The organism is Pseudomonas sp. B21-019 (assembly GCF_024749225.1).
GTDB lineage: Bacteria > Pseudomonadota > Gammaproteobacteria > Pseudomonadales > Pseudomonadaceae > Aquipseudomonas.
Map to the genome: position 1 here is coordinate 4,514,678 of NZ_CP087193.1, position 24,496 is coordinate 4,539,173.

The 24,496-nt window shown below is 59.8% G+C and carries 25 protein-coding genes, 1 pseudogene and 1 riboswitch; of the genes and pseudogenes, 8 read left to right on the forward strand and 18 right to left on the reverse strand.

Features of this window, described 5'->3' with window-relative positions; all coding sequences use genetic code 11:
- Positions 1–31 precede the first annotated feature (31 nt).
- Genes LOY36_RS20000 through cobO form a run of 6 tightly spaced genes read right to left on the reverse strand, consistent with a single transcriptional unit; the run spans position 32 to position 5,950 of the window.
- Positions 32–1,483, reverse strand: coding sequence for a cobyric acid synthase (locus LOY36_RS20000; RefSeq protein WP_258670422.1), 1,452 nt, complete (start codon positions 1,481–1,483; stop codon positions 32–34).
- Positions 1,480–2,472, reverse strand: coding sequence for a threonine-phosphate decarboxylase CobD (gene cobD, locus LOY36_RS20005; RefSeq protein ID WP_258670425.1), 993 nt, complete (start codon positions 2,470–2,472; stop codon positions 1,480–1,482). Before cobD ends, LOY36_RS20000 begins: the two co-directional genes overlap by 4 nt.
- On the reverse strand, positions 2,465–3,373 hold the full coding sequence (cbiB, locus tag LOY36_RS20010; RefSeq protein ID WP_018925130.1) for an adenosylcobinamide-phosphate synthase CbiB: 909 nt from the start codon (positions 3,371–3,373) through the stop codon (positions 2,465–2,467). Before cbiB ends, cobD begins: the two co-directional genes overlap by 8 nt.
- Positions 3,370–4,020, reverse strand: a complete 651-nt coding sequence (bluB, locus tag LOY36_RS20015; RefSeq protein WP_258670427.1) for a 5,6-dimethylbenzimidazole synthase — start codon at positions 4,018–4,020, stop codon at positions 3,370–3,372. Before bluB ends, cbiB begins: the two co-directional genes overlap by 4 nt.
- The gene (locus tag LOY36_RS20020; RefSeq protein WP_258670431.1) at positions 4,017–5,342 is read right to left on the reverse strand and encodes a cobyrinate a,c-diamide synthase; all 1,326 of its coding nucleotides are present in this window, start codon (positions 5,340–5,342) and stop codon (positions 4,017–4,019) included. The genes bluB and LOY36_RS20020 overlap by 4 nt, the downstream gene beginning before the upstream one ends.
- Positions 5,339–5,950: a cob(I)yrinic acid a,c-diamide adenosyltransferase gene (cobO, locus tag LOY36_RS20025; RefSeq protein ID WP_007936078.1), complete on the reverse strand. Its 612-nt coding sequence runs from the start codon at positions 5,948–5,950 to the stop codon at positions 5,339–5,341. The genes LOY36_RS20020 and cobO overlap by 4 nt, the downstream gene beginning before the upstream one ends.
- A gap of 80 nt (positions 5,951–6,030) precedes the next feature.
- Positions 6,031–6,266, reverse strand: a riboswitch (cobalamin riboswitch).
- Positions 6,267–6,420: 154 nt separating this feature from the next.
- Between cobO and LOY36_RS20030 the strand changes: the two genes are divergently transcribed.
- Entirely contained in the window at positions 6,421–7,005 is a 585-nt protein-coding gene (locus LOY36_RS20030; RefSeq protein ID WP_019579637.1) for a hypothetical protein, read from the forward strand.
- Between the two features lie 68 nt (positions 7,006–7,073).
- Positions 7,074–8,387 carry a sorbosone dehydrogenase family protein gene (locus tag LOY36_RS20035; protein ID WP_258670436.1) on the forward strand — a complete coding sequence of 438 codons (1,314 nt, stop codon included), beginning with the start codon at positions 7,074–7,076 and terminating at the stop codon, positions 8,385–8,387.
- Positions 8,388–8,486: 99 nt separating this feature from the next.
- On the opposite strand, the gene LOY36_RS20040 is transcribed toward LOY36_RS20035, so the two are convergent.
- From LOY36_RS20040 to LOY36_RS20060, 5 genes are all read right to left on the reverse strand, one after another.
- Positions 8,487–9,023, reverse strand: a complete 537-nt coding sequence (locus tag LOY36_RS20040) for a C40 family peptidase (protein WP_019579635.1) — start codon at positions 9,021–9,023, stop codon at positions 8,487–8,489.
- 166 nt (positions 9,024–9,189) lie between these two features.
- Positions 9,190–9,825 carry a C40 family peptidase gene (locus LOY36_RS20045; RefSeq protein WP_019579634.1) on the reverse strand — a complete coding sequence of 212 codons (636 nt, stop codon included), beginning with the start codon at positions 9,823–9,825 and terminating at the stop codon, positions 9,190–9,192.
- A gap of 213 nt (positions 9,826–10,038) precedes the next feature.
- A complete protein-coding gene (gene hda, locus LOY36_RS20050) occupies positions 10,039–10,743 on the reverse strand; it encodes a DnaA regulatory inactivator Hda (RefSeq protein WP_007936072.1) in 705 nt (234 codons plus the stop codon).
- A gap of 230 nt (positions 10,744–10,973) precedes the next feature.
- Positions 10,974–12,047 (reverse strand): AI-2E family transporter, encoded by a 1,074-nt coding sequence (locus LOY36_RS20055; protein WP_018925123.1) that lies wholly within the window; start codon positions 12,045–12,047, stop codon positions 10,974–10,976.
- Positions 12,048–12,079: 32 nt separating this feature from the next.
- On the reverse strand, positions 12,080–13,129 hold the full coding sequence (locus LOY36_RS20060) for a DUF2066 domain-containing protein (RefSeq protein ID WP_258670437.1): 1,050 nt from the start codon (positions 13,127–13,129) through the stop codon (positions 12,080–12,082).
- A 384-nt stretch (positions 13,130–13,513) separates the two neighbouring features.
- Between LOY36_RS20060 and purM the strand changes: the two genes are divergently transcribed.
- The 5 genes from purM to LOY36_RS20085 all read left to right on the forward strand — a co-directional run bounded on the left by purM (position 13,514) and on the right by LOY36_RS20085 (position 17,600).
- Positions 13,514–14,572, forward strand: a complete 1,059-nt coding sequence (gene purM, locus LOY36_RS20065) for a phosphoribosylformylglycinamidine cyclo-ligase (RefSeq protein WP_007936066.1) — start codon at positions 13,514–13,516, stop codon at positions 14,570–14,572.
- The gene (gene purN, locus LOY36_RS20070) at positions 14,572–15,222 is read left to right on the forward strand and encodes a phosphoribosylglycinamide formyltransferase (RefSeq protein WP_008013876.1); all 651 of its coding nucleotides are present in this window, start codon (positions 14,572–14,574) and stop codon (positions 15,220–15,222) included. The genes purM and purN overlap by 1 nt, the downstream gene beginning before the upstream one ends.
- Positions 15,223–15,230: 8 nt before the next feature.
- Positions 15,231–15,944, forward strand: coding sequence for a DUF3108 domain-containing protein (locus tag LOY36_RS20075; protein ID WP_258670441.1), 714 nt, complete (start codon positions 15,231–15,233; stop codon positions 15,942–15,944).
- Positions 15,945–16,261: 317 nt separating this feature from the next.
- Positions 16,262–16,678 (forward strand): OsmC family protein, encoded by a 417-nt coding sequence (locus LOY36_RS20080; RefSeq protein ID WP_258670444.1) that lies wholly within the window; start codon positions 16,262–16,264, stop codon positions 16,676–16,678.
- 61 nt (positions 16,679–16,739) lie between these two features.
- Positions 16,740–17,600 (forward strand): pirin family protein, encoded by an 861-nt coding sequence (locus LOY36_RS20085; RefSeq protein WP_258670446.1) that lies wholly within the window; start codon positions 16,740–16,742, stop codon positions 17,598–17,600.
- 109 nt (positions 17,601–17,709) lie between these two features.
- Here LOY36_RS20085 and LOY36_RS20090 read toward each other — a convergent pair whose 3' ends face one another.
- The 4 genes from LOY36_RS20090 to LOY36_RS20105 form a co-directional block, all read right to left on the reverse strand.
- Positions 17,710–18,438, reverse strand: coding sequence for a dienelactone hydrolase family protein (locus LOY36_RS20090; protein WP_258670448.1), 729 nt, complete (start codon positions 18,436–18,438; stop codon positions 17,710–17,712).
- Positions 18,439–18,505: 67 nt separating this feature from the next.
- Positions 18,506–20,410 (reverse strand): molecular chaperone HtpG, encoded by a 1,905-nt coding sequence (gene htpG, locus LOY36_RS20095; protein WP_258670450.1) that lies wholly within the window; start codon positions 20,408–20,410, stop codon positions 18,506–18,508.
- A gap of 81 nt (positions 20,411–20,491) precedes the next feature.
- On the reverse strand, positions 20,492–20,944 hold the full coding sequence (locus tag LOY36_RS20100; RefSeq protein ID WP_019579626.1) for a PaaI family thioesterase: 453 nt from the start codon (positions 20,942–20,944) through the stop codon (positions 20,492–20,494).
- Positions 20,941–21,429, reverse strand: a complete 489-nt coding sequence (locus LOY36_RS20105; RefSeq protein ID WP_258670452.1) for a PaaI family thioesterase — start codon at positions 21,427–21,429, stop codon at positions 20,941–20,943. The genes LOY36_RS20100 and LOY36_RS20105 overlap by 4 nt, the downstream gene beginning before the upstream one ends.
- Positions 21,430–21,586: 157 nt before the next feature.
- Here LOY36_RS20105 and LOY36_RS20110 point away from each other — a divergent pair, with 157 nt between their 5' ends.
- Positions 21,587–21,829 carry a hypothetical protein gene (locus tag LOY36_RS20110; protein WP_258670455.1) on the forward strand — a complete coding sequence of 81 codons (243 nt, stop codon included), beginning with the start codon at positions 21,587–21,589 and terminating at the stop codon, positions 21,827–21,829.
- 68 nt (positions 21,830–21,897) lie between these two features.
- Here LOY36_RS20110 and LOY36_RS20115 read toward each other — a convergent pair.
- From LOY36_RS20115 to brnQ, 3 genes and pseudogenes are all read right to left on the reverse strand, one after another.
- Positions 21,898–21,987: pseudogene (locus LOY36_RS20115) on the reverse strand (MAPEG family protein); the annotation flags it as partial.
- A 9-nt stretch (positions 21,988–21,996) separates the two neighbouring features.
- Complete coding sequence (locus tag LOY36_RS20120) at positions 21,997–22,734, reverse strand: DUF599 domain-containing protein (protein ID WP_019648154.1); 738 nt, start codon at positions 22,732–22,734, stop codon at positions 21,997–21,999.
- 167 nt (positions 22,735–22,901) lie between these two features.
- A complete protein-coding gene (gene brnQ, locus LOY36_RS20125) occupies positions 22,902–24,215 on the reverse strand; it encodes a branched-chain amino acid transport system II carrier protein (RefSeq protein ID WP_018925111.1) in 1,314 nt (437 codons plus the stop codon).
- Positions 24,216–24,496: the final 281 nt, after the last annotated feature.

Genomic DNA, 24,496 nt, shown 5'->3' on the forward strand with positions numbered 1-24,496 from the left:
TAAAATCTTCGATGAGGCCAGTGCAGCCACCTCAAAACCCGCAGAGTTCACGCAACAGCGAGGTATCCAGATGCTTCTCCACCAGATCCGCCAACCGCTCGATATCGCGCTCGCGCAACCCGTGGTAATCCACCTCCTGCACCTCCTGCAAACCAGCCCAGCGCAACAGTGCACTGCACGCCGCCGGTGATTCGAACAGGCCATGCAGGTACGTACCGAAAATCTGCCCATCGGCACTTCGCGCACCATCGCAGCGACCATCGTCCAGCTGCACGGCGGCGTTTTCCAGCGCCGGCCCGGTGGTCACGCCGGCATGAATTTCATAGCCGCTGACCTGCGCATCCTCCAGCGCCAGACGCCCACGTACGTTGCGCAACTGCTTCTCTTCTTCGAGCTGCGTTTCGAATGCCAGCAAACCCAAACCGGCACTAGAACCCGGCGCGCCTTCGAGGCCCAGCGGGTCATGCACCTGCTCGCCGAGCATTTGCAGGCCGCCGCAGATTCCCAGCACTTTGCCGCCGTAGCGCAAGTGCCGCGCGATCGCCGAGTCCCAGCCGTTGCTCCGCAGGTACGCGAGGTCGCTGCGTACGCTTTTCGAACCTGGGAGAATTATCAGGTCGGCCGATGGAATCGCCTGGCCAGGGCCGATGAATTGCAGGTCCACTTGCGGATGCAGGCGCAGTGGATCGAAATCGGTGTGATTGCTGATGCGCGGCAGTACCGGCACCACCACGTTGAGCACTTGATCGGCCTTGTCGGTCTGACGCTGATCGAGGCCGTCCTCGGCCTCCAGGTGCAGGTCCATCACATAAGGCAAAACGCCGATCACCGGTTTGCCGGTGCGCGCCTCCAGCCAGTCCAGCCCCGGTTGCAGCAAAGCGATGTCGCCGCGAAAGCGGTTGATGATGAAGCCTTTGACCCGCGCCTGTTCGCTCGGCGACAACAGCTCCAGCGTACCGACCAAATGCGCGAAAACTCCGCCGCGATTGATGTCGGCAATCAGCACCACCGGGCAGTCCACCGCCTCGGCAAACCCCATGTTGGCGATGTCGCCGGCGCGCAGGTTGATCTCGGCCGGCGAGCCCGCCCCTTCAACCATCACCAGCGGATACGCCGCGCTCAGGCGTTCATGGGAGGCCAGCACCGCCTGCATGGCGATGGCTTTGTAGTCGTGATAGGCGACAGCATTCATGGTGGTGACGGCGCGACCATGAATGATCACTTGGGCGCCGGTATCGCTGTTGGGTTTGAGCAGCACCGGGTTCATGTCGGTGTGCGGTTCAAGGTTTGAAGCCTGGGCCTGCACCGCCTGAGCACGACCGATCTCGCCACCGTCGGCGGTCACCGCACTGTTGAGGGCCATGTTCTGCGGCTTGAACGGCACCACGCTCACGCCTTGGCGCGTGACCCAGCGACACAGCGCCGTCACCAGTGTGCTTTTACCGGCGTCGGATGTGGTGCCTTGCACCATCAACGTTGTCATGGGTTTTCCTTGGCATAGATTTGCAGGGCTTGTTCGAGGCGCGACCAGTCCGCTTCATCCGCAGGTAAACCAAAACGCAGGCTGCTGTTGTGGGTGAACAACCGCAGCAGAATGCCACGCCGGGCCATGAATTCATGCAGCGCTTGGGCGCGCTCGGTGATCAGCCACTGGAACAACGCGCAACCGCCCTGAGGCTTGAAACCATACTGCTCAAGCAGCAACGCCAGACGCTCGCCAGCTTCGTCAGTGCGAATGCGCTGTCGGGTGTGCCCGTCCGTATCCGTCAGGCAAGCCTGGCCCAGTACGCGGGTCGGCCCACTGACCGCCCAAGGTCCGACCTGCTCGGCCAACAGTTTGAGCAACTTGCGCTCGGCCAGCACAAACCCTAGCCGCACACCGGCCAGGCCGAAAAACTTGCCGAAGGAACGCAGCACGATCAAGCCGATCTGGTTGGTGAACGGCGCCAGACTCAAATGCGGTGTGTTGTCCATGAACGCCTCGTCCACCACCAGCCAGCCACCGCGCTGGGCCAGCCGCGCATGCCAATCCAGCAGGCGGGCCGGGGTCAGGCTCAGACCCGTGGGATTGTTCGGATTGACCACCACCAGCACATCAAGGTTGTCGAGAAAGAAATCGACTTCCGACTCCAGGACTTCACGCACGACATAACCGTTGCGACGCCAGGCTTCGGCGTGCTCGGCGTAACACGGCGACAGCACACCGACCTTGCCGGCCCGGCGCAAACGCGGCAGCAACTGAATCGCCATTTGCGAACCGGCCACGGGCAACACCTGGGCCGCACCGTAATAGTCGCAGGCGGCTTGCTCCAGACCGTCATCGGTTTCCGGCAGGCGTGCCCAGGCCCGCAGCGGGATATCCGGAACCGGGAATGGCCAGGGCGCAAGACCACTGGACAAGTCGAGCCAATCGGCTTCGGCGATACCGTATTCAAGTGCTGCCTTGCGCAACCGGCCACCGTGTTCAAGCATAGAATTCAGCCCCCACGCAGAGAATCAGCAGCCATAACCATACCCCGCGCTGGACCAATTGCCAGCCACGGTCGATGGAATCGGCATCCGCCGGCACGCCTTCGCCCAACTGCGGACGCTGATGCAGTTCGCCGTGATAAATCGCCGCCCCGCCCAACTCGACACCCAACGCACCGGCACCAGCCGCCATCACCGGCCCGGCATTCGGGCTGTCCCAGGTCGGGCCCTGGGTGCGCCAGCATTTCAGCGCCAGTCGGGTTTTGCCCAACAGTGCGTAGGTCAACGCCACCAGGCGTGCAGGAATGTAGTTCAGGACATCGTCGATCTTTGCGGCAGCCCAGCCGAAACGCTCGAAGCGTTCGTTGCGATAACCCCACATCGCATCCAGGGTGTTGCTCAGACGATAGAGCACCACACCGGGCGCACCCGCCACGGCAAACCAGAACAGCGCGGCGAACACTGCATCGCTGCCGTTCTCCAACACCGATTCGGTGGCGGCGCGGGCGACTTCGGTTTTGTCCAGTTCGCTGGTCTGACGGCTGACCAGATAACCGACGCGTGTGCGCGCCTCAACCAGATCATCGCTGCGCAGGGCCTTGGCCACCGGCTCGACATGCTCGCCGAGGCTGCGCATGCCAAGCGCGCAATAGAGCGCGAGAATCTCGACGATCCAGCCAACATAAGGTGCCCAGGACAGCGCGGTGACCAGCAAGGTCAGCGGCACTACCGCCATCACCCAGGCCGTCACCCCGTGACTGCGCCAACCGCGGCCAGCGGAGTTGAAACGTTGTTCGATGCGATCGGCAAAACGACCGAACGCCACCAGCGGATGCCAGCGTTTGGGTTCACCCAGCAGCGCATCCAGCGCGACCGCGGCGACACTCAACAACGCCACACTCATTGACTCACTCCCCAATAATTTTCATACAGCAACTCGTTGAGCGGACGCGCTTGCGCCCAGCCTTCGAGTACCAGCATCGGCGCTGGATAGAATTCCTTGACCGGCCCCAGGCAAAGAACGGCCAAAGGCTTGGCCCCGACTGGTAAACCCAACAGGTTCGCCAAGGCTTGCGGTTCGAACAGCGACACCCAGCCCATGCCCAGGCCTTCGGCGCGGGACGCCAGCCAAAGGTTCTGGATGGCACAGGACAGCGAGGCCATGTCCATTTCCGGCAACGTACGACGGCCGAAGATATGCCGTTCGCGATCGTCCATCAGCGCAGCGACCAGCACTTCGGCGCAGTCTTGGATGCCTTCGACCTTGAGCTTCATGAATTCGTCGGAGCGCTCGCCGAGGGCTTCGGCGGTGCGGATGCGTTCTTCTTCCACCAGTTGCTGGATCTTGCCGCGCAGCGCCCGGTCGCTGATGCGGATGAACCGCCAGGGCTGCATCAGGCCGACGCTCGGCGCCTGGTGCGCGGCTTCGAGCAGGCGCCTCAGTAACTCGGGCTCGACCGTGCCGCCACTGAAGTGGCGCATGTCACGGCGTTCGCCGATGGCTCGGTAGACCGCATCGCGCTCAGCTTCGGAAAAGGCGTTGTCCGTCATGGCCTGCTCGCGATGGCGGGTTCACGATCGGGCGCCAACAACGCAGCAATCGCCGCCGGATTGGACGGAAAATAAAAGTGCACATAAGAGGCCGTCATCCGCCCCTCACGATAAACCGCCTCTGCCCCTCGCCCGCCATTGGGGCTCAGGCCACGCGCAATCGGCTCAAGCTCGGTGCTGGTCAGCGAGTGGTGATAAGTGTGTCCACGCAGCAAACCTTCAGGCAGTTCCACCGCCTGCAAGGCCAACGCCGCCAAACGCTTCTGCATCACCGCATCACCGGTCAGCAAGCCAACCAGTTCAGCGCGAGTGCCCTCGACATCGGTCAACGAATCCAGCAGGTACAACATGCCGCCGCACTCGGCCAGCAACGGTTTGCCCGCTGCGTGGTGAGCGCGGATGGCGGTCAGCATTGGCGTGTTTTGTGACAACGCCACATGGTGCAATTCAGGGTAACCGCCCGGCAGATAAAGGCTGTCTGCCTCCGGCAACTCGCGGTCGCGAATCGGCGAGAAGAAAGACAAATCGGCGCCCATCGCCCGCAGCAGATCCAGGCTCGCGCCGTAGGTAAACGCAAAGGCTTCGTCCCGGGCCACGGCAATCCGCACACCGGCCAGCAACGGTTCGGCGGCAATCATTTCAGGCGCGGCGAACTCCACGGCCGGCGGCAACGCCACATCGCAGCTGCTGGCCAGTGAGGCGGCCGCCGCATCGAGGCGCAGATCGAGGTCATTCAGTTCACTGGCCTGAACCAGGCCGAGATGCCGACTCGGCAATTCGATGCCGGTTTCCCGGGACAACGCGCCGTACCAGCGCAAGCCTTCCGTCAGGCTGCCTTCGAGCAATTGTGCATGACGCAGGGTGCCGACCCGATTGGCCAACACGCCGGCAAACGGCAAATCGGGCTGATAGCGCGCCAAGCCCAACGCCAGCGCGCCAAAGGTCTGCGCCATCGCGGTGCCGTCGATCACGCCGAGCACCGGCACACCGAAGTGCCGCGCCAGGTCAGCGCTGGACGGCGTACCGTCAAACAGCCCCATGACGCCTTCGATGAGAATCAGGTCGGCTTCGCCAGCGGCTTCCCACAACAGCCGACGACTTTCCTGCTCGCCGACCATCCACATGTCCAGTTGATAAACCGGCGCACCACTGGCGCGCTCGAGAATCATCGGATCGAGAAAGTCCGGGCCGCATTTGAACACGCGCACCTTGCGCCCCTGATTGCGATGCAAACGGGCGAGCGCGGCGGTGACGGTGGTCTTGCCCTGACCGGAAGCCGGCGCGGCAATCAGTACCGCCGGGCAATGATGTGGTTGAATCACAACTCGACGCCTTTTTGCGCTTTGATCCCGGCCTGGAAGGCGTGCTTGATCATGCCCATTTCGGTGACGGTGTCAGCCAGTTCGATCATCTCCGGTTTGGCGCCACGGCCAGTGACCACCACATGCTGCATCGGCGGACGGGCCTGCAAGTCGCTGAGCACCTGATCGAGATCGAGGTAACCGTGCTTGAGGGCGATGTTCAACTCATCAAGTACCACCAGGCCGATCGACGGATCGCTCAGCAGTTCGCGGGACACCGCCCACGCAGCTTCGGCAGCGGCGATGTCACGCTGGCGGTCCTGGGTTTCCCAAGTGAAGCCCTCGCCCATCACATGAAAACGCACCTGCTCCGGGAAACGCCGGAAGAACAGCTCCTCGCCGGTGCTGCTGCGCCCCTTGATGAACTGCACCACGCCGCATTGCATGCCGTGGCCCATGGAGCGCGCAAGCATGCCGAACGCCGAACTGCTTTTGCCTTTACCGTTGCCGCTCAGCACCAGCAGCAGGCCGCATTCATTCGGCGAATTGGCGATGCGTTCGTCGATCACGGCTTTTTTGCGCAGCATGCGCGCCAGATGGCGTTCGTCACGATCAGGGGTATCAGTCATGGGGGAGCTCTCCGTTGAGGCTGGATAACGGCGGGCAGGCACAAGAATAGACGGCAAGAAGCCTGGCATCGCCCACCGTGATGCCGCTGAATGGATCAGGCCGGTCTCCGGGCTCATGAGCGGCCTCAAGGCCAACTGCGCGCCTTCCCATGTCGAAACTCGACACAGTGGCTCTAGGCGCAGTCTTCACTCATTTACCGTTGCGGGGGCAGCGCCGGGATCGTGATCATTCTTCGCAGGAAGAAATCCACTCACCGGCTTCCCTGTTTCACTCTGTCGACCAAGGCCACAGAGCACCTGAAACAAGCCGCGAAGGTTAGAGGGTTGGGGGTGGAGCGTCAATTAAAGACGGGACGCCTTCCGGCGAATAACTGCCGCCGATCAATTATCTGACGCCAATCTTGTGCCACACTGCCAGCAGTGATATCAAAGAGCCACAACCTCATAACACAATAACAAGGGTGAGCCACATGCAAGGCATGATCATCAGCAATCCGAAGCTGGAATTCCTGCGCCCGGTGCTGGAACGCTGGTTTGACTGTATCGACCGCTACAACGCCGTGCGCGGCGATAACGATACGCCTTACTGGTACGACGAAAACGCCAACCTCGGCCTGCTCTCTGCCGCGGCCTGGATGGCGGAAATGGTCACGCTGCAGCAAACACCGTCGCGCAAACAGACCGAAGAAGGCGAACGCAACGCCCGCGCCGATCTGTTTATCGCCACCAGCGAAGAACGCGCGTACCTGCAGGCCACCCAGCGCTGGCCACGGGTCAATAGCTTGAACCTGACGCAGGCACTGGCGGACATCACCAGCGACGCGAAGCGCATCAGCTACGCCAGCGACCTGAAACTCGGCTGCCTGTTTGTCGCCCCACAAAAAGCCCAGCACAGCGCCACCCCGGAAGAACTCCAGGACATGCTCGACGACCTGCAAAAGGAACACACCTGCGCCGTGGCCTGGTATTTCCCTTACGCCTATCGCAAGTTGCGCAATGAAGCCGGCAACTACCATCCGGGGATCGCCGTACTGTTCAAGGAAGCCCGCGGCTGACCGGTTGAACCATCGGGTGTTTACGCTTCTCTATGATTACGTCAATGCATTCATAGGGAAGATCAGTAATGCACAAACCTCAGCTCGTTTTCATCATCGCGCTCGCCGGAGGGCTCGCCGCCTGTGGTGAAACCTCCAGCCTGCAAGTTTCGGACGGCACCGGACCGTCGCCCAAGCTGCCGGAACCGAACAAAACCCTGATCCCGACGGTGAACATCGCCCCGGCGATCGGCTGGCCTCAAGGTAAAAAACCCGTCGCCGCCGCAGGCACTCAAGTAGTAGCGTTTGCCGAAAACCTCGAACACCCGCGCTGGCTCTACGTGCTGCCCAACGGCGACGTACTGGTGGCCGAAACCAACGCACCGTCCAAATCCGATGACAGCAACGGCGTTCGCGGCTGGATCATGGGCAAAGTCATGGGTCGCGCCGGGGCCGGCGTCCCCAGCCCGAACCGCATCACTCTGCTGCGGGACAAGGACCACGATGGCGTCGCCGAAACCCGCACGGTGTTCCTGGAAAACCTCAACTCGCCTTTCGGCATGACCCTGGTTGGCAAAGACCTGTATGTCGCCGACACCGACCGCTTGCTGCGTTTTCACTATGAAAACGGCGAGACAGCGATCAAGTCACAGCCAATCAAAGTGGTCGATTTGCCGGGCGGCACGCAAAATCACCACTGGACCAAAAATGTCATCGCCAGCAAGGACGGCAGCAAGCTGTACGTCACCGTGGGCTCGAACAGCAACGTCGGCGAAAACGGCATGGATCAGGAGGAAGGCCGCGCGGCGATCTGGGAAGTCGATCGCGCCACCGGCAACCATCGAATCTTCGCCTCGGGGATTCGTAACCCGAACGGGCTGGCCTGGGAGCCGCAAAGCGGTGCTCTGTGGACCGCAGTCAACGAGCGTGACGAAATCGGCAGCGACCTGGTGCCGGACTACATCACTTCAGTGAAGGACGGCGGGTTCTATGGCTGGCCTTACAGCTATTACGGGCAACATGTCGATGTTCGCGTCGAGCCACAAAACCCTGATCTGGTCGCCAAGGCCATTGCACCGGACTACGCAGTGGGCCCCCATACCGCATCGCTGGGCCTGACGTTCGCCGAAGGCAGCAAGTTGCCCGCTCCGTTCACCCAAGGCGCCTTCATCGGCCAGCATGGCTCGTGGAACCGCAAACCGCACAGCGGCTACAAAGTGATTTTCGTGCCATTCAGCGCCGGCAAACCGAGCGGGCAGCCGCTGGATGTGCTTACCGGCTTCCTCAACGACGAGGGAAAAGCCATGGGTCGGCCGGTGGGTGTGGTGATCGATCAGCAGGGCGGCTTGTTGGTGGCGGATGATGTGGGGAACAAGGTGTGGCGCGTTTCCGCGGCTAAATAAACGTCAAAAGATCGCAGCCTTCGGCAGCTCCTACAGGGTGTACGTCATCCAATGTAGGAGCTGCCGAAGGCTGCGATCTTTTTTCAACAGGCGCCTACGCTATGGATTATGTGCCAAGTGCTCGGGCTGCAGGACGCGCTTGGCGCTCAGGTAGGCTTTCTGCCAGTAAGCCTTGGACAAGCTGTCCAGCTTGACCGTGCCGCCCGTGGCTGGCGCATGGACGAAGCGCCCTTCACCGACATAGATCCCGGCATGGCTGACCTGGGAGCCACCATTGGTGGCAAAGAAAATCAGGTCGCCGGTTTGCAGGCCTTCCTTGCCGACGTTGGGAGCCTGCATGCCGATCATCTCGCGTGTGGACCGCGGCAAGGAAATGCCTGCGACATCGCGATAGACGTAACCGATCAAACCGCTGCAATCGAACCCGGAATCCGGCGTGTTGCCGCCCCAACGATAAGGCGTCCCCACCAGACCGAGCGCGCGAAACAGCACGTCTTCTGCCGCAGGGGAAAAGGCTTGGGGAGAGCCGAAAACAATCGGTGCACGAACCACCGGCGCAGGAGGCGGTGTGCGGCTGGCGCAGGCGCTGAGCAGCGCTGCGAAGAACATGAGTGCGAGGCGGGCCGACATCGTCATAAACAGAACATCCTGATCTGGCTGCGGCTTTTTTCTGCCACAAAGACAGAAAAGAAAACCGCCTGCGCAGAACGCAGGCGGTTTGCCATCAATAATAGATCAGGATTCTAGCGGCTACGCGGCAAACTTCAAGTAAGACTTTAAGTTCGCCTTGTAAACTGTCCGCTTATTTGCGCGCAGTGACGATAGGCGCTGCAGCCGGTGCCATTGCGAGTGCACGCTTGGCTTCGATGAAGGTCTTGCTCCAGTAGCTGTCGCCCAGGCTATCGACCCGGACACCACCGCTTTTGCGGCTGCTGGAGTGGATGAACTGGTTGTCACCCACATAGATCCCGGCATGACTGACACGACCGCGACGGCCATTGGTGGCGAAGAACAGCAGGTCACCCGGCTTGAGGGCGCTGCGAGCCACCAGCGGAGCGTCAACGTTGATCATTTCGCGAGTGGAGCGCGGCAGGTTCATGCCAGCCTCTTCACGAAACAGATAACCGATGAAGCCGCTGCAGTCGAAGCCTGCCTCGGAGGTGCCGCCGAAACGGTAACGGGTACCGATCAGGGACATGCCACGTTCGAGGATGCTGTCAGCCAGAACCGGAAGCTGGTACGACTTGCCGCCGGCGAAGTCTGCCAGTTCTTTATTGGTTGCTAGCTCTTCCTGGAAAAGAACGGAAGAAGACTGTGCGGTAACTGAATTTGAAACCTGATGCTGTGGCTCTTGCTGGGACACTGGAGAGTGAGCAGCGCAACCGAACAACAGGGTGACGAGTGCGAGAGGCACGAGGGGTGCGAAGCGATTTAGCATGGGCACGACCGTGGCTGATAGTTGTAAAGAAGCCGAGACTATGCCCGCTATCGATCTCATTTGCAAATTCAATCGATCTTTATGTGACTTATCGGTTTCTCGTTTCCATCTAAGCGCTTAAGCCCATTTTGAACCTTTGCGCAGCCTGCCCCCTGCAGGAAAGCGGATTTGTTGACGCCTGGAATATGCCGGAACCCGCGAAAAACCTGGCCTTTACCAGCCCAACGTCTCCTTCAGGAACGGGATTGTCAGCTTGCGCTGAGCTTGAAGAGAGGCCTGATCGAGACGTTCAAGCAGCTCGAAAAGCGCACTCATGCTGCGAGTACCGCGAGTCAAAATAAAATGACCGACTTCGTCAGTCAGGTGCAGGCCACGACGGGAGGCGCGCAACTGCAAGGCACGCAACTTGTCTTCGTCAGAGAGCGGACGCATCTGGAAGATGAGTGCCAGTGTCAGCCGAGACTTGAGGTCCGCCAGCTTCACCGGTAGTTCGCGCGGGGATGTCGAGGCGGCGATCAGCAGACGCCGACCGCTGTCACGCAGACGATTGAACAGATGGAACAACGCCTCTTCCCAATCCGCTTTGCCGGCGACCGCCTGCAAATCATCCAGGCAAACCAGTTCGTATTGTTCGAGGTTGTCGAGGATTTCGATGCCGCGGTCCATCAACTCAGCCAGCGGCAGATACACCGCCGGTTCACCCATCTGCTCGAAACGCAGGCAAGCCGCCTGCAACAAATGCGTGCGCCCTACCCCGTGCTTGCCCCAGAGGTAAATCAGGCTTTCCGTCCAGCCGGCGTCGGCTTCGCACAGCCGCTCGACATAGCCGAGTGCAGCGGCATTGGCGCCTGGGTAGTAATTGATAAAGGTGGCGTCATCACGCAGACGCACACCTAGGGGCAGCTGAATCGGTTTCATGCTGACTGAACAGTTCCAAAGGAACCGTTAGTGGCCTCTGTGTAAAGTTTGCGAAGTTTATACCCGTGAAGCTGACGGCACAATGCGACAGACCACAAGCAAAATCAAAGGTTTGCGTTAACATGCTGGTTTTATGACAGTTTCTTTGGCGGTGCATGTGACAGCCGCGCGAGGGATACGGGCAAACCCGGTGTGAAACCAGGCTGCCCGCGACGAGCGATCAAGAAGCCTTACTTCTCAGACTCGTCGACACCACCGTAGATATCCGAATCTTTATACAAATCATGTACATGGCGCACCAGGACCATGATCACCGCCGCCACCGGCAATGCCAGCAGCACACCGGTAAAACCGAACAGCTCGCCGCCGGCCAGAATCGCAAAGATCACCGCCACCGGGTGCAGGCCGATCCGATCACCCACCAGCAACGGCGTCAGAACCATGCCTTCCAGCGCCTGGCCGACCATGAACACCGCGACGATACCGATCATGGGATACAGATCGCCACCGAACTGGAACAGACCGGCAATCAACGCCGCGCCAATCCCGATGACAAACCCCATGTACGGCACGATCGCCGCCAGACCGGCAATCAGACCGATCAACAGCCCCAACTCCAGTCCGACGATCATCAAGCCAGCGGCGTAGATCACACCCAGCGCCAGCATCACCAGCAACTGTCCGCGCACGAACGCCCCAAGCACTTCATGGCATTCCCCGGCCAGGGTCATGACCCGCTCTTCACGATCACGCGGCAGCAAGCTGCGGATCTTGGCCATCATCAGGTCCCAGTCGCGCAGCAGATAAAAACTCACCACCGGGATCAGCACCAGATTGGCCAGCCAGCCGATCAGCGCAAGGCCTGAAGCCGTCGCCTGACTCAGCACCACGCCGACAATGTCGGTGGTCTGGCCCATGTGCTCGCTGATCGCCGCCTTGAGCTTGTCGAACTTCCAGAAGCCCTCCGACAAACCCAACTTCGATTGCGCCCACGGCAACGCGGTGTGCTGCAACCAGTCGAGCATCTGCGGCGCCAGTTCATACAAGCGAAACAGCTGCTTGGCGAGCATCGGCACCAACACCAACAACAGCGTGGTGAGGACCATCGTGAACAACGCGAACACCGCCACCACGCCCCATGTCCGGGACAAGCCGAGCTTCTCCAGCCGATCCACCAGCGGGTCGAACAGATAGGCCAGCAACAGCGCCACCAGGAACGGCGTCAGGATCGGATGCAACAGGTAAACAAACGCGCAAAGCAGGGCCACCCCACCGAGCCAGAACCAACGCCGCGTATCGGCCATGTACCACTCCTGCTTCTATATAAAGAAAAAACTCACCAACGGAAATGCAACTCCGGCGTCGGGGCAGGCGCTGGCGCTGCGGCCGGCGCCGAACCCGCAGTCACCGGCTGAACAGGTGCCGGCGCCTGACTGGCCGGAACTTCCTGCAATTGCGCCAGGGACAACTGAGCTCGCAGCTGATCGGCGCTGCCGTTGACGCGATAAAGCACGCGGTCGCCATCGACACTTTGCAGACGCGCGCCAAAAGGCTCCAACAAACGCCCAAGCGTCGCATAACGCTCCAGATTCATGCCCTGCACTTCCAACAATTGCTCGCCCGACGCACCTGGCTTGGCGACGAAACGCGACGCCAGACGCTCGCTGACCGCCAGCATCACCGCATCGGCCACGGCGGCGGTATCGGCGCCCTGCACGCTACCGGCCTCTTTCTGATCGCCCAGCCACAGTCGCCACTTGGCTTGCCATTGCCCCCCTTCTTCACGGGCATGCACCGCCAGCAAGGCATCGGCATTGTAACGATCGGAGGCACTGCGCAATGGCGCAGGGTCGGCGCCTTCCAGATTCGGTGCCGTAGCGACGATCTGTTCATTCAGGTCAGCCAGCGGCAAACGCAGCGGCAGGCCACGGTGCTGAGCCGCCCGACGCAGGGGCGCAGCGCTGGCCTGACCATCACCGACCAGGCTCGAACCTTCGGTGGAATCGTTCAACCACCAGCCGAGGATCGACGGCCGATTGGCCCCCCACACAGCCAACCCGGCACGACGCAAGGCCTGCTCGGTGGTGGCCGGATCGAAATCGACTTTCAGCACTTGCGGTGGCCCGGCGTCGTAGCCGAACTGACTGATGATCTGCTGAGGGTCTTTGCGCACGGCCGCAAGCCCTGGGCTTTGCGCCGCCTTGGGATCGCCGGTCAAGCGCAACACCAGCGTTTCCAGCGCCTGCTGAGTCGCCTGATCGCGCTCCTCCGGTGTCTGGCCGCTGACCGGTTGGCGCACTTGATAGAGGCCTTTGACGGTTTCGGCATGGCTGGCCAGGCTGACCACGGATAAACAGCCCACGAACAAGAATTTAAGAAAACGCATGAAAGATTCCTGACGACAAGAGCGGCTGGAACAGACCGCATGAAGACGATTGAGCCAGGGCTGTGACCACACGCCCAAGCAAAACATTCACACGATCGCGGTAAGTTTTCGCACTGTCATAACGATAGACGGTTAACGTCGTACCTTATACAGCCATGTGGGACGCCGCCAACACGGGCAATATCAGTTTTTTTAACGCGATATGCCCCTGCCCGTCGGCACGAGGATGGCCGCTGCCCCTCAAGCCTGATAAAATCGCGCGCCTTCGCAGACCGGCTACAGCCGGGTGGTGTCGAAATAGCGCGTGAGGCAATTGCCTCATCAATTTCGACAGGCCCGCTGAACTCGGTCGTTACCCCTGAATCCCCCCTAAAGGCCTGGATCATGAGCAAGCAACCCTCCCTGAGCTACAAGGACGCCGGTGTAGACATCGACGCCGGTGAAGCATTGGTCGAACGCATCAAGAGCGTCGCCAAGCGCACTGCGCGCCCGGAAGTCATGGGCGGCCTGGGCGGTTTCGGCGCCCTCTGCGAAATCCCGGCCGGTTACAAACAACCGGTGCTGGTCTCGGGTACTGACGGCGTCGGCACCAAGCTGCGCCTGGCGCTGAACCTGAACAAGCACGACAGCATCGGCATCGACCTGGTGGCCATGTGCGTGAACGACCTGGTGGTCTGCGGCGCTGAGCCGTTGTTCTTCCTCGACTACTACGCCACTGGCAAACTGAACGTCGACACCGCTGCTCAGGTTGTAACCGGCATCGGCGCCGGCTGTGAACTGTCCGGCTGCTCCCTGGTCGGCGGCGAAACCGCTGAAATGCCTGGCATGTATGAAGGTGAAGACTACGACCTGGCCGGCTTCTGCGTCGGCGTCGTGGAAAAATCCGAAATCATCGACGGTTCGAAAGTCGCTGCCGGCGATGCCCTGCTCGCCCTGCCGTCTTCCGGCCCGCACTCCAACGGCTACTCGCTGATCCGCAAGATCATCGAAGTGTCGGGTTCCGACATCGAGAACATCCAGCTCGACGGCAAACCGCTGACCGACCTGCTGATGGCTCCGACCCGTATCTACGTGAAGCCGCTGCTCAAGCTGATCAAGGACACCGGCGCCGTCAAAGCCATGGCCCACATCACCGGTGGCGGCCTGCTGGACAACATCCCGCGTGTACTGCCAAAAGGCGCTCAAGCGGTGGTTGACGTCGCGAGCTGGACCCGCCCGGCGGTGTTCGACTGGCTGCAAGAGAAAGGCAACGTCGACGAAACCGAAATGCACCGCGTGCTGAACTGCGGCGTCGGCATGGTTATCTGCGTGGCTCAAGAACACGTTGAAACCGCGCTGAATGTCCTGCGTGAAGCTGGCGAGCAGCCATGGGTTATCGGTCAGATCGCCACCGCTGCCGAAGGCGCGGCCCAGGTCGAACTGAAGAACCTCAAGGCTCATTAATGTCCCAGACCTGTGATGTGGTGGTGCTGCTGTCTGGCACCGGCAGTAACTTGCAGGCCTTGATCGACAGCACGCGGACCGGCGACAGCCCGGCCCGCATTGCTGCGGTGATTTCCAACCGCGCCGATGCCTACGGCCTGCAACGCGCCAGGGACGCGGGTATCGACACCCGCACCCTGGATCACAAGGCTTTCGAGGGCCGCGAGGCCTTCGATGCCGCGCTGATCGAACTGATCGACGCCTTCAACCCCAAACTCGTGGTACTGGCCGGCTTCATGCGCATTCTCAGCGCTGGCTTCGTGCGCCATTACCAGGGTCGCCTGCTCAATATCCATCCCTCGCTGTTGCCCAAATACAAAGGGTTACACACTCATCAGCGCGCGCTGGAGGCCGGGGATACGGAACACGGCTGCTCCGTGCACTTCGTCACCGAGGAACTCGATGGCGGACCACTGGTCGTACAGGCAGTAATACCGGTAGAGTTGCACGATTCGCCGCAGAGTCTGGCGCAGCGAGTCCACACCCAGGAACACCTGATCTACCCGATGGCCGTACGCTGGTTTGCCGAAGGCCGTTTATCACTCGGCGAACAAGGTGCTTTACTGGACGGACAGTTACTCGCGGCCAGCGGCCACTTGATTCGAACCTAGGAGATTTTATGCGTCGTGCCCTGCTCTTCGCTTGCGCTCTGCTCGCCCTGCCGTTTGCGCAGGCCGCGGACCTTCAACCCTTCTCCGCCAGCTACACCGCCGACTGGAAGCAACTGCCCATGAGCGGCACCGCCGAACGCAGCCTGACCAAGGAAGCCAACGGCGTCTGGAAACTCAGCTTCAAGGCGTCGATGATGATCGCTAGCCTGACCGAAGAAAGCACCCTGACCCTGGACAAGGACACGCTGCTGCCGCAGTCCTACCACTTCGAACGCGGTGGCCTGGGCAAAGCCAAGAAGGCTGATCTGGATTTCGACTGGACCAACAAAATGGTCACCGGCACCGATCGCGGTGACGCCGTCAAGCTCCCGCTCAACCGCGGCATGGTCGACAAGTCCACCTATCAGCTGGCGCTGCAGCATGACGTGGCCTCCGGCAAGAAAAGCATGAGCTATCAGGTCGTCGATGCCGGCGAAGTCGATACCTATGACTTCCGCGTGCTGGGTTCGGAGAAAGTCGACACCAAGGCAGGCCAGATCGATGCGGTCAAGGTCGAGCGCGTGCGCGATCCGACACAAAGCAAGCGCATCACCGTGCTGTGGTTCGCCAAGGATTGGGATTACCTGCTGGTCCGTCTGCAACAGGTCGAAACCGACGGCAAGGAGTACAACATCATGCTCCTCGACGGTACGGTCAACGGCAAGACGGTCAAAGGCAGCTGATCCGGACCGACATGAAAGCCCCGCAAACGCGGGGCTTTTTTTCGTCTGGTGCTTAAACAACTTTGAACTGTGGCGAGGGGGCTTGCCCCCGTTCGGCTGCGCAGTAGTCGTAAATCCTGTGTCCGCGTTTTCCCTGATTCGCCGCGTTGCCTGGTTTTGGGGCCGCTTCGCAACCCAACGGGGGCAAGCCCCCTCGCCACAGATGTTGTGGCCAAATCGTCAGGCAAGAAAGTGGAACGCGAACGTGAAGGAATGCTCTATAAATTCAGGGTCTTTTTTGATCGAATGACTTTTTCCTGATCCCAGCGAGGTTTCCCATGACTGTTACCGTCAATACTGTCTCCGCCGAAGGCTTTCGTCACAGCGTCCAGATCGATGACCATGAACTGTTTGCCGATGTCCCCAAATCCAGCGGTGGCGAAGGCACGGCGCCTGAACCCCATGACTATTTCGACGCAGCCCTCGGTGCCTGCAAGGCCCTGACCTTGAAACTGTATGCTAAAAAGAAGGGCATTCCACTGACCGGCGTCGGGGTCGAGGTCAAGCGAGACAACAGTGAAGAGCTGAAAGGCAAATATGCCCTGCACGTCAAACTCACGCTCAAGGGCGTACTCACCGACGCCCAGCGCGACGAACTGCACCGCGTGGCCGACCACTGCCCGGTACACAAGCTGATGACCACCTCTGAAGTCAGCATCGAGACTCATCTGTCCGAAGGCGCCTTCAGCCAATAGCGGCAACGGCTGCGCAAGCGGGTTATGCTCCCTGCGTCACCCGCTCAGCCTGGAATGCACCATGAACACTCCGCTCGTGATCCGTCCCCGCGCCGAAGATGTCGAAGGCCAGCCGATCCTTCGCCCTTTGCCGTCAGCCAAATGCCGCAACGTCGGGCCCTTCGTGTTTTTCGACCACATGCTCGAAACCCGTTATCCACCGGGCAAAGGCATGAACATCCGTCAGCACCCGCACATCGGCCTGTCCACCCTCACCTACCTGTTCGAAGGGCAAATCCAGCACAAGGACAGCCTCGGTTCCGATCAGGTGGTGAATGCCGGCGATGTCAGCTGGATGACCGCCGGCAGTGGGATTGCTCATGTCGAACGCACGCCCGAAGCATTGAGGGACAGCGGCGGTACGATGCACGGCTTACAGATCTGGCTGGCTTCGCCCAAGGACCGTGAACACGGCCCGGGACACTACAGCCACCATCCCGCTGCCACGCTGCCCGTCAGCGAAAACCTTGGAGTGAAGATACGGATGATCGCCGGGACGGGCTTTTGCCTCGAATCGCCGGTCCCGGTGCTTTCGCCTACGCTATATGCCGAATTGAACCTGCAAACGGCAACCACGCTGCTGATTCCCACCGAGCATGAAGAACGGGCGCTGTATGTGTTGAGCGGCGAGGCGCAGCTTGATGGCGAGCTGCTGGAGCCCTACACGCTAGTAGTGCTGCCGGCCGGGGAAGAGATGACGCTGTTCGCCGAGAGTGACTGCCATGCCGTGCTGTTTGGCGGAGCGCCACTGGACGGGCCACGACGGATCAACTGGAACTTCGTGGCCAGCGATCCGGCATTGATTGATGAAGCACGTCGGCGCTGGGCGGCCGGGGATTGGCCGACGGTGCCGGGGGAAAGTGAGCGGATTGAGTTGCCGTAGCGCGTAAACATCAAAAGATCGCAGCCTTCGGCAGCTCCTACAGAGGTACGCGCCCCCTGTAGGAGCTGTCGAGTGAAACGAGGCTGCGATCTTTTGATCCGAGGGGCAATCAGCCCTTGAACACTTCATCCAGCAAGTTATGCATCGACGTGAACGCGCGAGCCGCGGTTTTCGCGTCATACATCATCGTGCCCGGCACGTTGGCATGCGGGTCGGTGAACGAATGCACCGCGCCACCATAGCTCAGCAATTGCCAATCCACACCGGCGGCATTCATCTCAGCTTCAAACGCTGGCAGTTGCTCTTTCGGCACCAACGGATCGGCAGCGCCATGCAGCACCAGCACCGAACCCTTGATGCTTTTCGCATCGTTCACGTTCGGCGTATCCAGTGTGCCGTGGAACGACACCGCCGCTCTCACCGGCGCACCGCTACGCGCCAATTCCAGCGCGCAGCAACCACCGAAGCAGAAACCAAAGGTCGCCAGTTTCGAGGTATCGACCGCCGCCTCGCCCTGCCCTTGCAGTTGTTCGAAAGCTGCCTGCATGCGTTTGCGCAGTAAGGCGCGATCATTCTTCAACGGCATCATCGCCGCGCCTGCCTGGTCGCCGTTCTGCGGACGAACCGATTGCCCGTACAGATCCGCGATCAGCACCACATAACCCTTGGATGCCACCGATTTGGCAATCTCCTCGGCGCCAAAGCTGACGCCCATCCAGTTCGGCGCCATCAACAGACCCGGACGCGGGCCTTTATGGTCGGCATCGAAGGCCAGACGGCTTTCATACGATTGGCCGTCGATCTGATAGGCGACGGATCGAACAGTGATTTGGCTCATGACTGACTCCCAGTAAAAAAGCACCAGAATGAAAAAACCCGCCGAAGCGGGTTTTTATACAACATGGTTAAACCGACAGTTCAACCAGCAGCTTGTTCAGACGACGCACATAAGCGGCCGGGTCTTTCAAGCTGTCGCCGGCCGCCAGGGCTGCCTGATCGAACAGAATGTGCGACAGGTCGCCGAAGCGCTCGTCGCTCTGCTCGTTGTCGAGTTTCTCGATCAGCGGGTGAGCCGGGTTGAATTCGAAGATCGGTTTCGAATCCGGAACCTTCTGACCGCTGGCTTCCAGGATCTGACGCATTTGCAGGCCCAGGTCCTGCTCGCCGATGGCCAGAATCGCCGGGGAATCGGTCAGGCGGTGGGAAACCCGCACTTCAGCAACGGACTCACCCAAAGCGGTCTTGAGACGCTCAACCAGACCTTCTTTGGACTTGGCGACTTCTTCCGCGGCTTTCTTGTCTTCTTCCGAATCCAGGTTGCCGAGGTCCAGGTCACCGCGCGCCACGTCGACAAAGCTCTTGCCGTCGAAGTCGTTGAGGTAGCTCATCAGCCACTCGTCGATACGGTCGGTCAGCAGCAGCACTTCGATGCCTTTCTTGCGGAAGACTTCCAGGTGCGGGCTGTTTTTGACTTGCGCGTAGGTTTCGCCGGTCAGGTAGTAGATCTTGTCCTGACCTTCCTTGGCACGGGCCAGGTAGTCGGCCAGACCTACAACCTGCTCGCCGTCGTCGCCCTGAGTGGACGCGAAACGCAGCAGACCGGCAATTTTTTCTTTGTTGGCGAAGTCTTCTGCCGGGCCTTCTTTCATGACCTGACCGAAGTTCTTCCAGAAGCCTTTGTATTGCTCAGGCTCGTTCTTCGCCAGTTTTTCCAGCATGTCCAGAACGCGCTTGGTCAGCGCCGACTTCATGGAGTCGATGATCGGGTCTTTCTGCAGGATTTCCCGCGACACGTTCAGCGACAGGTCGTTGGAATCAACCACGCCTTTGATGAAGCGCAGGTACAGCGGCAGGAACGACTCAGCCTGATCCATGACGAACACGCGCTGCACGTACAGTTTCAGGCCTTTCGGCGCTTCACGCTGGTACAGATCGAACGGAGCACGGGTCGGCACATAAAGCAGCGAGGTGTACTCGAGCTTGCCTTCGACCTTGTTGTGGCTCCAGCTCAGCGGGTTTTCGAAATCGTGAGCGACGTGCTTGTAGAACTCCTGGTATTCCTCGTCCTTCACTTCAGTGCGAGGGCGAGTCCACAGGGCGCTGGCGCGGTTGACGGTTTCCCACTCAACGGCAGGCTTCTCTTCGCCTTCAACGGCTGCCACTTCTTTCGGCAACTCGATCGGCAGAGCGATGTGGTCGGAGTACTTCTTGATGATGTTGCGCAGACGCCAGCCATCGGCGAACTCGTCTTCACCGGACTTCAGGTGCAGAACGATGCGAGTGCCGCGCTCGGCTTTATCAACGGTGGCAACTTCAAAATCGCCTTCGCCCTTGGACGACCAGTGCACACCTTCGCTGGCAGCGAGGCCGGCACGGCGGCTGAATACATCAACTTTATCGGCGACGATGAACGCCGAGTAGAAACCGACACCGAACTGACCGATCAGGTGCGAGTCTTTTTTCTGATCGCCAGACAGGTGCTTCATGAAATCGGCGGTGCCGGACTTGGCGATGGTGCCCAGGTGAGTGACCGCATCTTCACGGCTCATGCCGATGCCGTTGTCTTCGAGGGTGACGGTTTTAGCGTCCTTGTCGAAGCTCACACGGATTTTCAGTTCAGCGCCGCCTTCCAGCAATTCAGGCTTGGCCAGCGCTTCAAAACGTAATTTATCGACAGCGTCAGAGGCGTTCGAGATCAATTCGCGAAGGAAGATTTCCTTGTTGGAATACAGCGAATGGATCATGAGGTGCAGCAGCTGCTTCACCTCGGTCTGGAAGCCCAGGGTTTCCTTTTGAGTTTCCACACTCATGGTCATCAAACTCCAATCAGATGGCAGTGGCCGCGACCTTGAGGGTCGGCGGCGGGTTGTCCTCAGAGTTGGGGGCTGAGATCAGGATTTCAAGGGCTCTTCGATTTTGAAGTGGGCCCGGGCCGTGGCAATGGGCTCGGCTTCGGTGCTTTGCCAGGCGGTAATCGCCACGTTTGCCACCCGCCGCCCCTGGCGACAAACCTGGCATCGGGCCCAGGTATCGCGAAACTGCCCTGCGCGCAGGTAGTCGAGGGAAAAGTCGATAATCTTCGGCACACCGGGCGAGCCGGTGAAAATCAACAGGTGCAGCGCTGCCGAGAGCTCCATGAACCCGGCAATCACCCCACCATGAATCGCTGGCAGTAAAGGGTTACCAATGTTGTCCTTGTTGGCCGGCAGACGAAACAGCAGCTCATCTCCTACCCGCGAACATTCGACGCCGATCAGCTCGGCGTAAGGAATCAGCTGCAGCAGCGCGGCGTAGTCCCCCTGAGCATGGGCCTGTTGAAGCTGTTCCTTGAACGTGTCGGTCATTTCGCAACTCCAACAATGGCACCGGCAATGACACCGCCAAAGTTTTTGGTACCTTTGATGCCCTTACCCATGCGCATGAAGGTGCCCACCACGTGGGCGATGGGCTGTTCGGGGTCGTCCTGATAGGCAAAACCGCGCGCAAAAATCACATCGGTAGTCACTCGGTAGCATTGGGCGAAGCCGTAAACGTCCTTGTGTGGCTCGGCGGCGTGCATGTAGTCGATGCGCAAGTCGAGCGTCGGGCAGACTTCGAACTCAGGCAGCACGCAGAGGGTGGCCATGCCGCAGGCAGTGTCCATCAGCGAGGTCAGCGCACCGCCATGAATCACCCCCGTTTGCGGGTTACCGACGATCCGCGGGCTGTACGGCAGAATCACCGTCAGCCCTTCGCTGCTGGCGCTGTGAACGCGCATGCCGAGTACCTGACAATGGCGCAACGCCGACAGGAATCGCGTCGCACGCTCAAAAACGGGGTTTTCGGCCATTTGATAAAACTCTTCTTAGTGTCCGGACAAAGTAGCAGGCTAGCGGGCAAAAGTTCCGTTGCAAAACAAACATATATATCTGTGTGAATTGAGGAACTTAACCCTGATAACGGTGCTCGAAAGGCCAGTAGATATTTTCCATCAGGAGAAACACCCCATGCGTAAGACTTTAGCTATTGCCTTGATGTTGACCGCTTCCCTCGGTCTCGCCGCCTGCGGTAAAAAACCCGAGGACAAAGCTCAAGATGCCACCAAACAAACCGAGCAAGTTCAGGAAAAAATGAGCCAAGCTCAGGATAAAGTGAACGAAGCAGCAAAAGAAAACGCTGAAGCTGCCAAAGCTCAGACCGAATCGAACGCAGCCGCTCCGGCAGCGCCTACAGAAGCACCTAAAAACTAAAACAGTTTTTAGCGTGATAAAAGAAAACCCGCCATGTGCGGGTTTTCTTTTGCCTGTTACTTGGTGCATTAGAGCAAAACGGTTCTAAAAGTCGGACTAATCATCAGCAACAACGAACACACTAAATCCAGAAACCACACCAGACTGCGCTGCCAGGCAAATACTCATCAAGCCGCCTCTTTGTTCAGCTCAGGCAATGGCGCCTCTGTAGGTGTATAGACCATCACGTCAAGAACGTCGGAGTGAAACTCGCGGCGATACAACACAAACACGACACCGGCGCTCATCAACATGAACAACCAGGGGCTGACAAACCACGCCAGCATGCTCATGCCGAAGTAATAGGAACGCAGACCGAAGTTGAACTGGTTGGCCGCCAGGGAGATGACACGGGCGGCTCGGGAAGCAAAGGCGTTACGCTCTTGCTCGGACACATGCCGCTCACCAATCATTGGCGCCGAACCCACGAGAATGGCCGCAAAGTTGTACTGACGCATGCACCAGCTGAACGTAAAGAACGCATAGACAAACACCAGCGCCAGGCACAACAACTTGATCTCCGACATGCCTTGGGAAGCCTGTTGCACCATCGGGATATCCGCCAGCAACGACACGGCTCTTTCGGACGCCCCCAACACCGTGAGAATACCGGCCAGGATAATCAACGTGCTGGAAGCGAAGAACGAGGCGTTGCGCTCCAGGTTACCGATCACGCTGGCATCGGCGATGCGGTTGTCGCGCAACAGCATGCGGCGCATCCAGTCTTCGCGGTACAGGTGCAGCACACTGGCCAGGCATGCGGTGTCACGGCCCTTCCATGTCGCGTAACGGGTGTAGCCACCCCAGCAGACGACAAACCAGAGCGCGGCGAGGATGTGGATCAGATTGGCGTGGATGAACGACATGCAGTTCCTTGTGATGTGTAGACAATGATGAAACCTTCGGATAGTGCTTCGACGTTAGCCCAAGGAAAAAGACACTGCACCGCATCCATAAAAAATGCCCCGTATCGATTGATACGGGGCATTTCCATTTGTAGCTCAAACCCGCTTGTGGCGGGCCATGAAGCAACTTAAGCCAGCGCTTCTTCGCGCTTGCCCAGCAGACGGTCGCAAACCACGGCAACTACCAGGGTCATGAACGACGGCACCAGCCACGCCAGGCCCTGCTCGCTCAGCGGCAGGTGAGCCAGTTGAGCCGGCATCCAGTCGGCCAGGCCGGCGCCCTTGAGCGCGTCGATCATGCCGAAAATGAACGACACCAGCATCACCGGACCGACGATGCGACCCTGCTCATGCCAGAAGTCCTTGCAGAAGCTCAGGGCCACCAGGGCGATGCACGGCGGGTAGATGGCGGTCAGTACCGGAATCGAGAACGCAATCAGCTTGGTGAGGCCCAGGTTGGACACCAGCAGGGAGAACGCGGCCAGGATAATCACCAGCGTCTTGTAGGACAGTGGCAGCACACGGCTGAAGTATTCGGCACAGGCGCAGGTCAGACCGACCGCAGTCACCAGGCAGGCCAGGGAGATCAGCACCGCGAGGAAACCGCTGCCGAGCGAACCGAAGGTGTGCTGCACGTAGGCGTGCAATACCGCCGCGCCGTTGGTGGCACCGGCGGCCACTTCATGGCTGCCCGAGCCGAGACGGAACAGGCTGACGTAAACCAGCGCCAGACCTACACCGGCAATCAGCCCGGCGATGATCGCGTAACGGGTGATCAACACCGGCGATTCCACGCCACGGGAGCGGATCGCATTGACGATGACAATGCCGAATACCAGCGCACCCAGGGTATCCATGGTCAGGTAACCATTGATGAAGCCCTGGGAGAACGGTGCCGCCACATATTCAGGGGTAGCCACGCCAATGTTACCGGCCGGCAACGCGAACGCTGCTATACCGAGAACGGCCAGGGCGATGATCTTCAGTGGTGCGAGGAACCGTCCTACGGTGTCCAGCAGACGGCCCGGATAGAGCGAGATGAAGAACACCAGCAGGAAGTACACCGAGCTATAGAGAAACAGCGCCAGCGGGCTCTCGCCAGTCAGCGGCGCCAGACCCACTTCGAACGACACGGTCGCGGTGCGCGGTGTCGCGAACAATGGGCCGACAGCGAGGTAACACGCGGCTGCCAGCAGGCCCCCGGCGATTTTACCAATCGGGCTGCTCAAGGCATCCATTGCACCGCCGACCTTGGCCAGGGCGACCACGGTGATCACCGGCAGACCGACTGCGGTGATCAGAAAACCCAGCGCCGCCATCCAGACATTAGGCCCGGACTGCAAACCGACGATAGGCGGGAAGATGATGTTGCCAGCCCCGACGAACAGGGCAAATGTCATGAAGCCCAGTGCCAGGATGTCCTGGCCTTTCAACACTTTCATTAAGGAAATACCACACTACTGAATCGGAATTTAGAGAGGGATTTCCCTTATGGGTGAGGGAAATGCTGTCGATCCGTATAGGACTGACCCGTTTAGCGCGCCGCAGCCTTGTGGGCCGCAAACGCAAAATGGCGGCTAGCCTACCGAATTTGCCCGCCAAACGCACTATTACAGGGCGAACTATCCGATACGCGACATTTCAGTGTCGTGTTTACATATCTAAATTTCATCGAAAACAGCAAAGATCAAAAGATCGCAGCCTTCGGCAGCTCCTACATGGG

Bases quoted from the DNA above. Each gene is read 5' to 3' on its own strand.
- LOY36_RS20000 (WP_258670422.1), bottom strand. From the start codon at position 1,483: ATGACAACGTTGATGGTGCAAGGCACCACATCCGACGCCGGTAAAAGC.
- cobD (WP_258670425.1), bottom strand. From the start codon at position 2,472: ATGCTTGAACACGGTGGCCGGTTGCGCAAGGCAGCACTTGAATACGGT.
- cbiB (WP_018925130.1), bottom strand. From the start codon at position 3,373: ATGAGTGTGGCGTTGTTGAGTGTCGCCGCGGTCGCGCTGGATGCGCTG.
- bluB (WP_258670427.1), bottom strand. From the start codon at position 4,020: ATGACGGACAACGCCTTTTCCGAAGCTGAGCGCGATGCGGTCTACCGA.
- cobO (WP_007936078.1), bottom strand. From the start codon at position 5,950: ATGACTGATACCCCTGATCGTGACGAACGCCATCTGGCGCGCATGCTG.
- LOY36_RS20030 (WP_019579637.1), top strand. From the start codon at position 6,421: ATGCAAGGCATGATCATCAGCAATCCGAAGCTGGAATTCCTGCGCCCG.
- LOY36_RS20035 (WP_258670436.1), top strand. From the start codon at position 7,074: ATGCACAAACCTCAGCTCGTTTTCATCATCGCGCTCGCCGGAGGGCTC.
- LOY36_RS20040 (WP_019579635.1), bottom strand. From the start codon at position 9,023: ATGACGATGTCGGCCCGCCTCGCACTCATGTTCTTCGCAGCGCTGCTC.
- LOY36_RS20045 (WP_019579634.1), bottom strand. From the start codon at position 9,825: ATGCTAAATCGCTTCGCACCCCTCGTGCCTCTCGCACTCGTCACCCTG.
- hda (WP_007936072.1), bottom strand. From the start codon at position 10,743: ATGAAACCGATTCAGCTGCCCCTAGGTGTGCGTCTGCGTGATGACGCC.
- LOY36_RS20055 (WP_018925123.1), bottom strand. From the start codon at position 12,047: ATGGCCGATACGCGGCGTTGGTTCTGGCTCGGTGGGGTGGCCCTGCTT.
- LOY36_RS20060 (WP_258670437.1), bottom strand. From the start codon at position 13,129: ATGCGTTTTCTTAAATTCTTGTTCGTGGGCTGTTTATCCGTGGTCAGC.
- purM (WP_007936066.1), top strand. From the start codon at position 13,514: ATGAGCAAGCAACCCTCCCTGAGCTACAAGGACGCCGGTGTAGACATC.
- purN (WP_008013876.1), top strand. From the start codon at position 14,572: ATGTCCCAGACCTGTGATGTGGTGGTGCTGCTGTCTGGCACCGGCAGT.
- LOY36_RS20075 (WP_258670441.1), top strand. From the start codon at position 15,231: ATGCGTCGTGCCCTGCTCTTCGCTTGCGCTCTGCTCGCCCTGCCGTTT.
- LOY36_RS20080 (WP_258670444.1), top strand. From the start codon at position 16,262: ATGACTGTTACCGTCAATACTGTCTCCGCCGAAGGCTTTCGTCACAGC.
- LOY36_RS20085 (WP_258670446.1), top strand. From the start codon at position 16,740: ATGAACACTCCGCTCGTGATCCGTCCCCGCGCCGAAGATGTCGAAGGC.
- LOY36_RS20090 (WP_258670448.1), bottom strand. From the start codon at position 18,438: ATGAGCCAAATCACTGTTCGATCCGTCGCCTATCAGATCGACGGCCAA.
- htpG (WP_258670450.1), bottom strand. From the start codon at position 20,410: ATGAGTGTGGAAACTCAAAAGGAAACCCTGGGCTTCCAGACCGAGGTG.
- LOY36_RS20100 (WP_019579626.1), bottom strand. From the start codon at position 20,944: ATGACCGACACGTTCAAGGAACAGCTTCAACAGGCCCATGCTCAGGGG.
- LOY36_RS20105 (WP_258670452.1), bottom strand. From the start codon at position 21,429: ATGGCCGAAAACCCCGTTTTTGAGCGTGCGACGCGATTCCTGTCGGCG.
- LOY36_RS20110 (WP_258670455.1), top strand. From the start codon at position 21,587: ATGCGTAAGACTTTAGCTATTGCCTTGATGTTGACCGCTTCCCTCGGT.
- LOY36_RS20120 (WP_019648154.1), bottom strand. From the start codon at position 22,734: ATGTCGTTCATCCACGCCAATCTGATCCACATCCTCGCCGCGCTCTGG.
- brnQ (WP_018925111.1), bottom strand. From the start codon at position 24,215: ATGAAAGTGTTGAAAGGCCAGGACATCCTGGCACTGGGCTTCATGACA.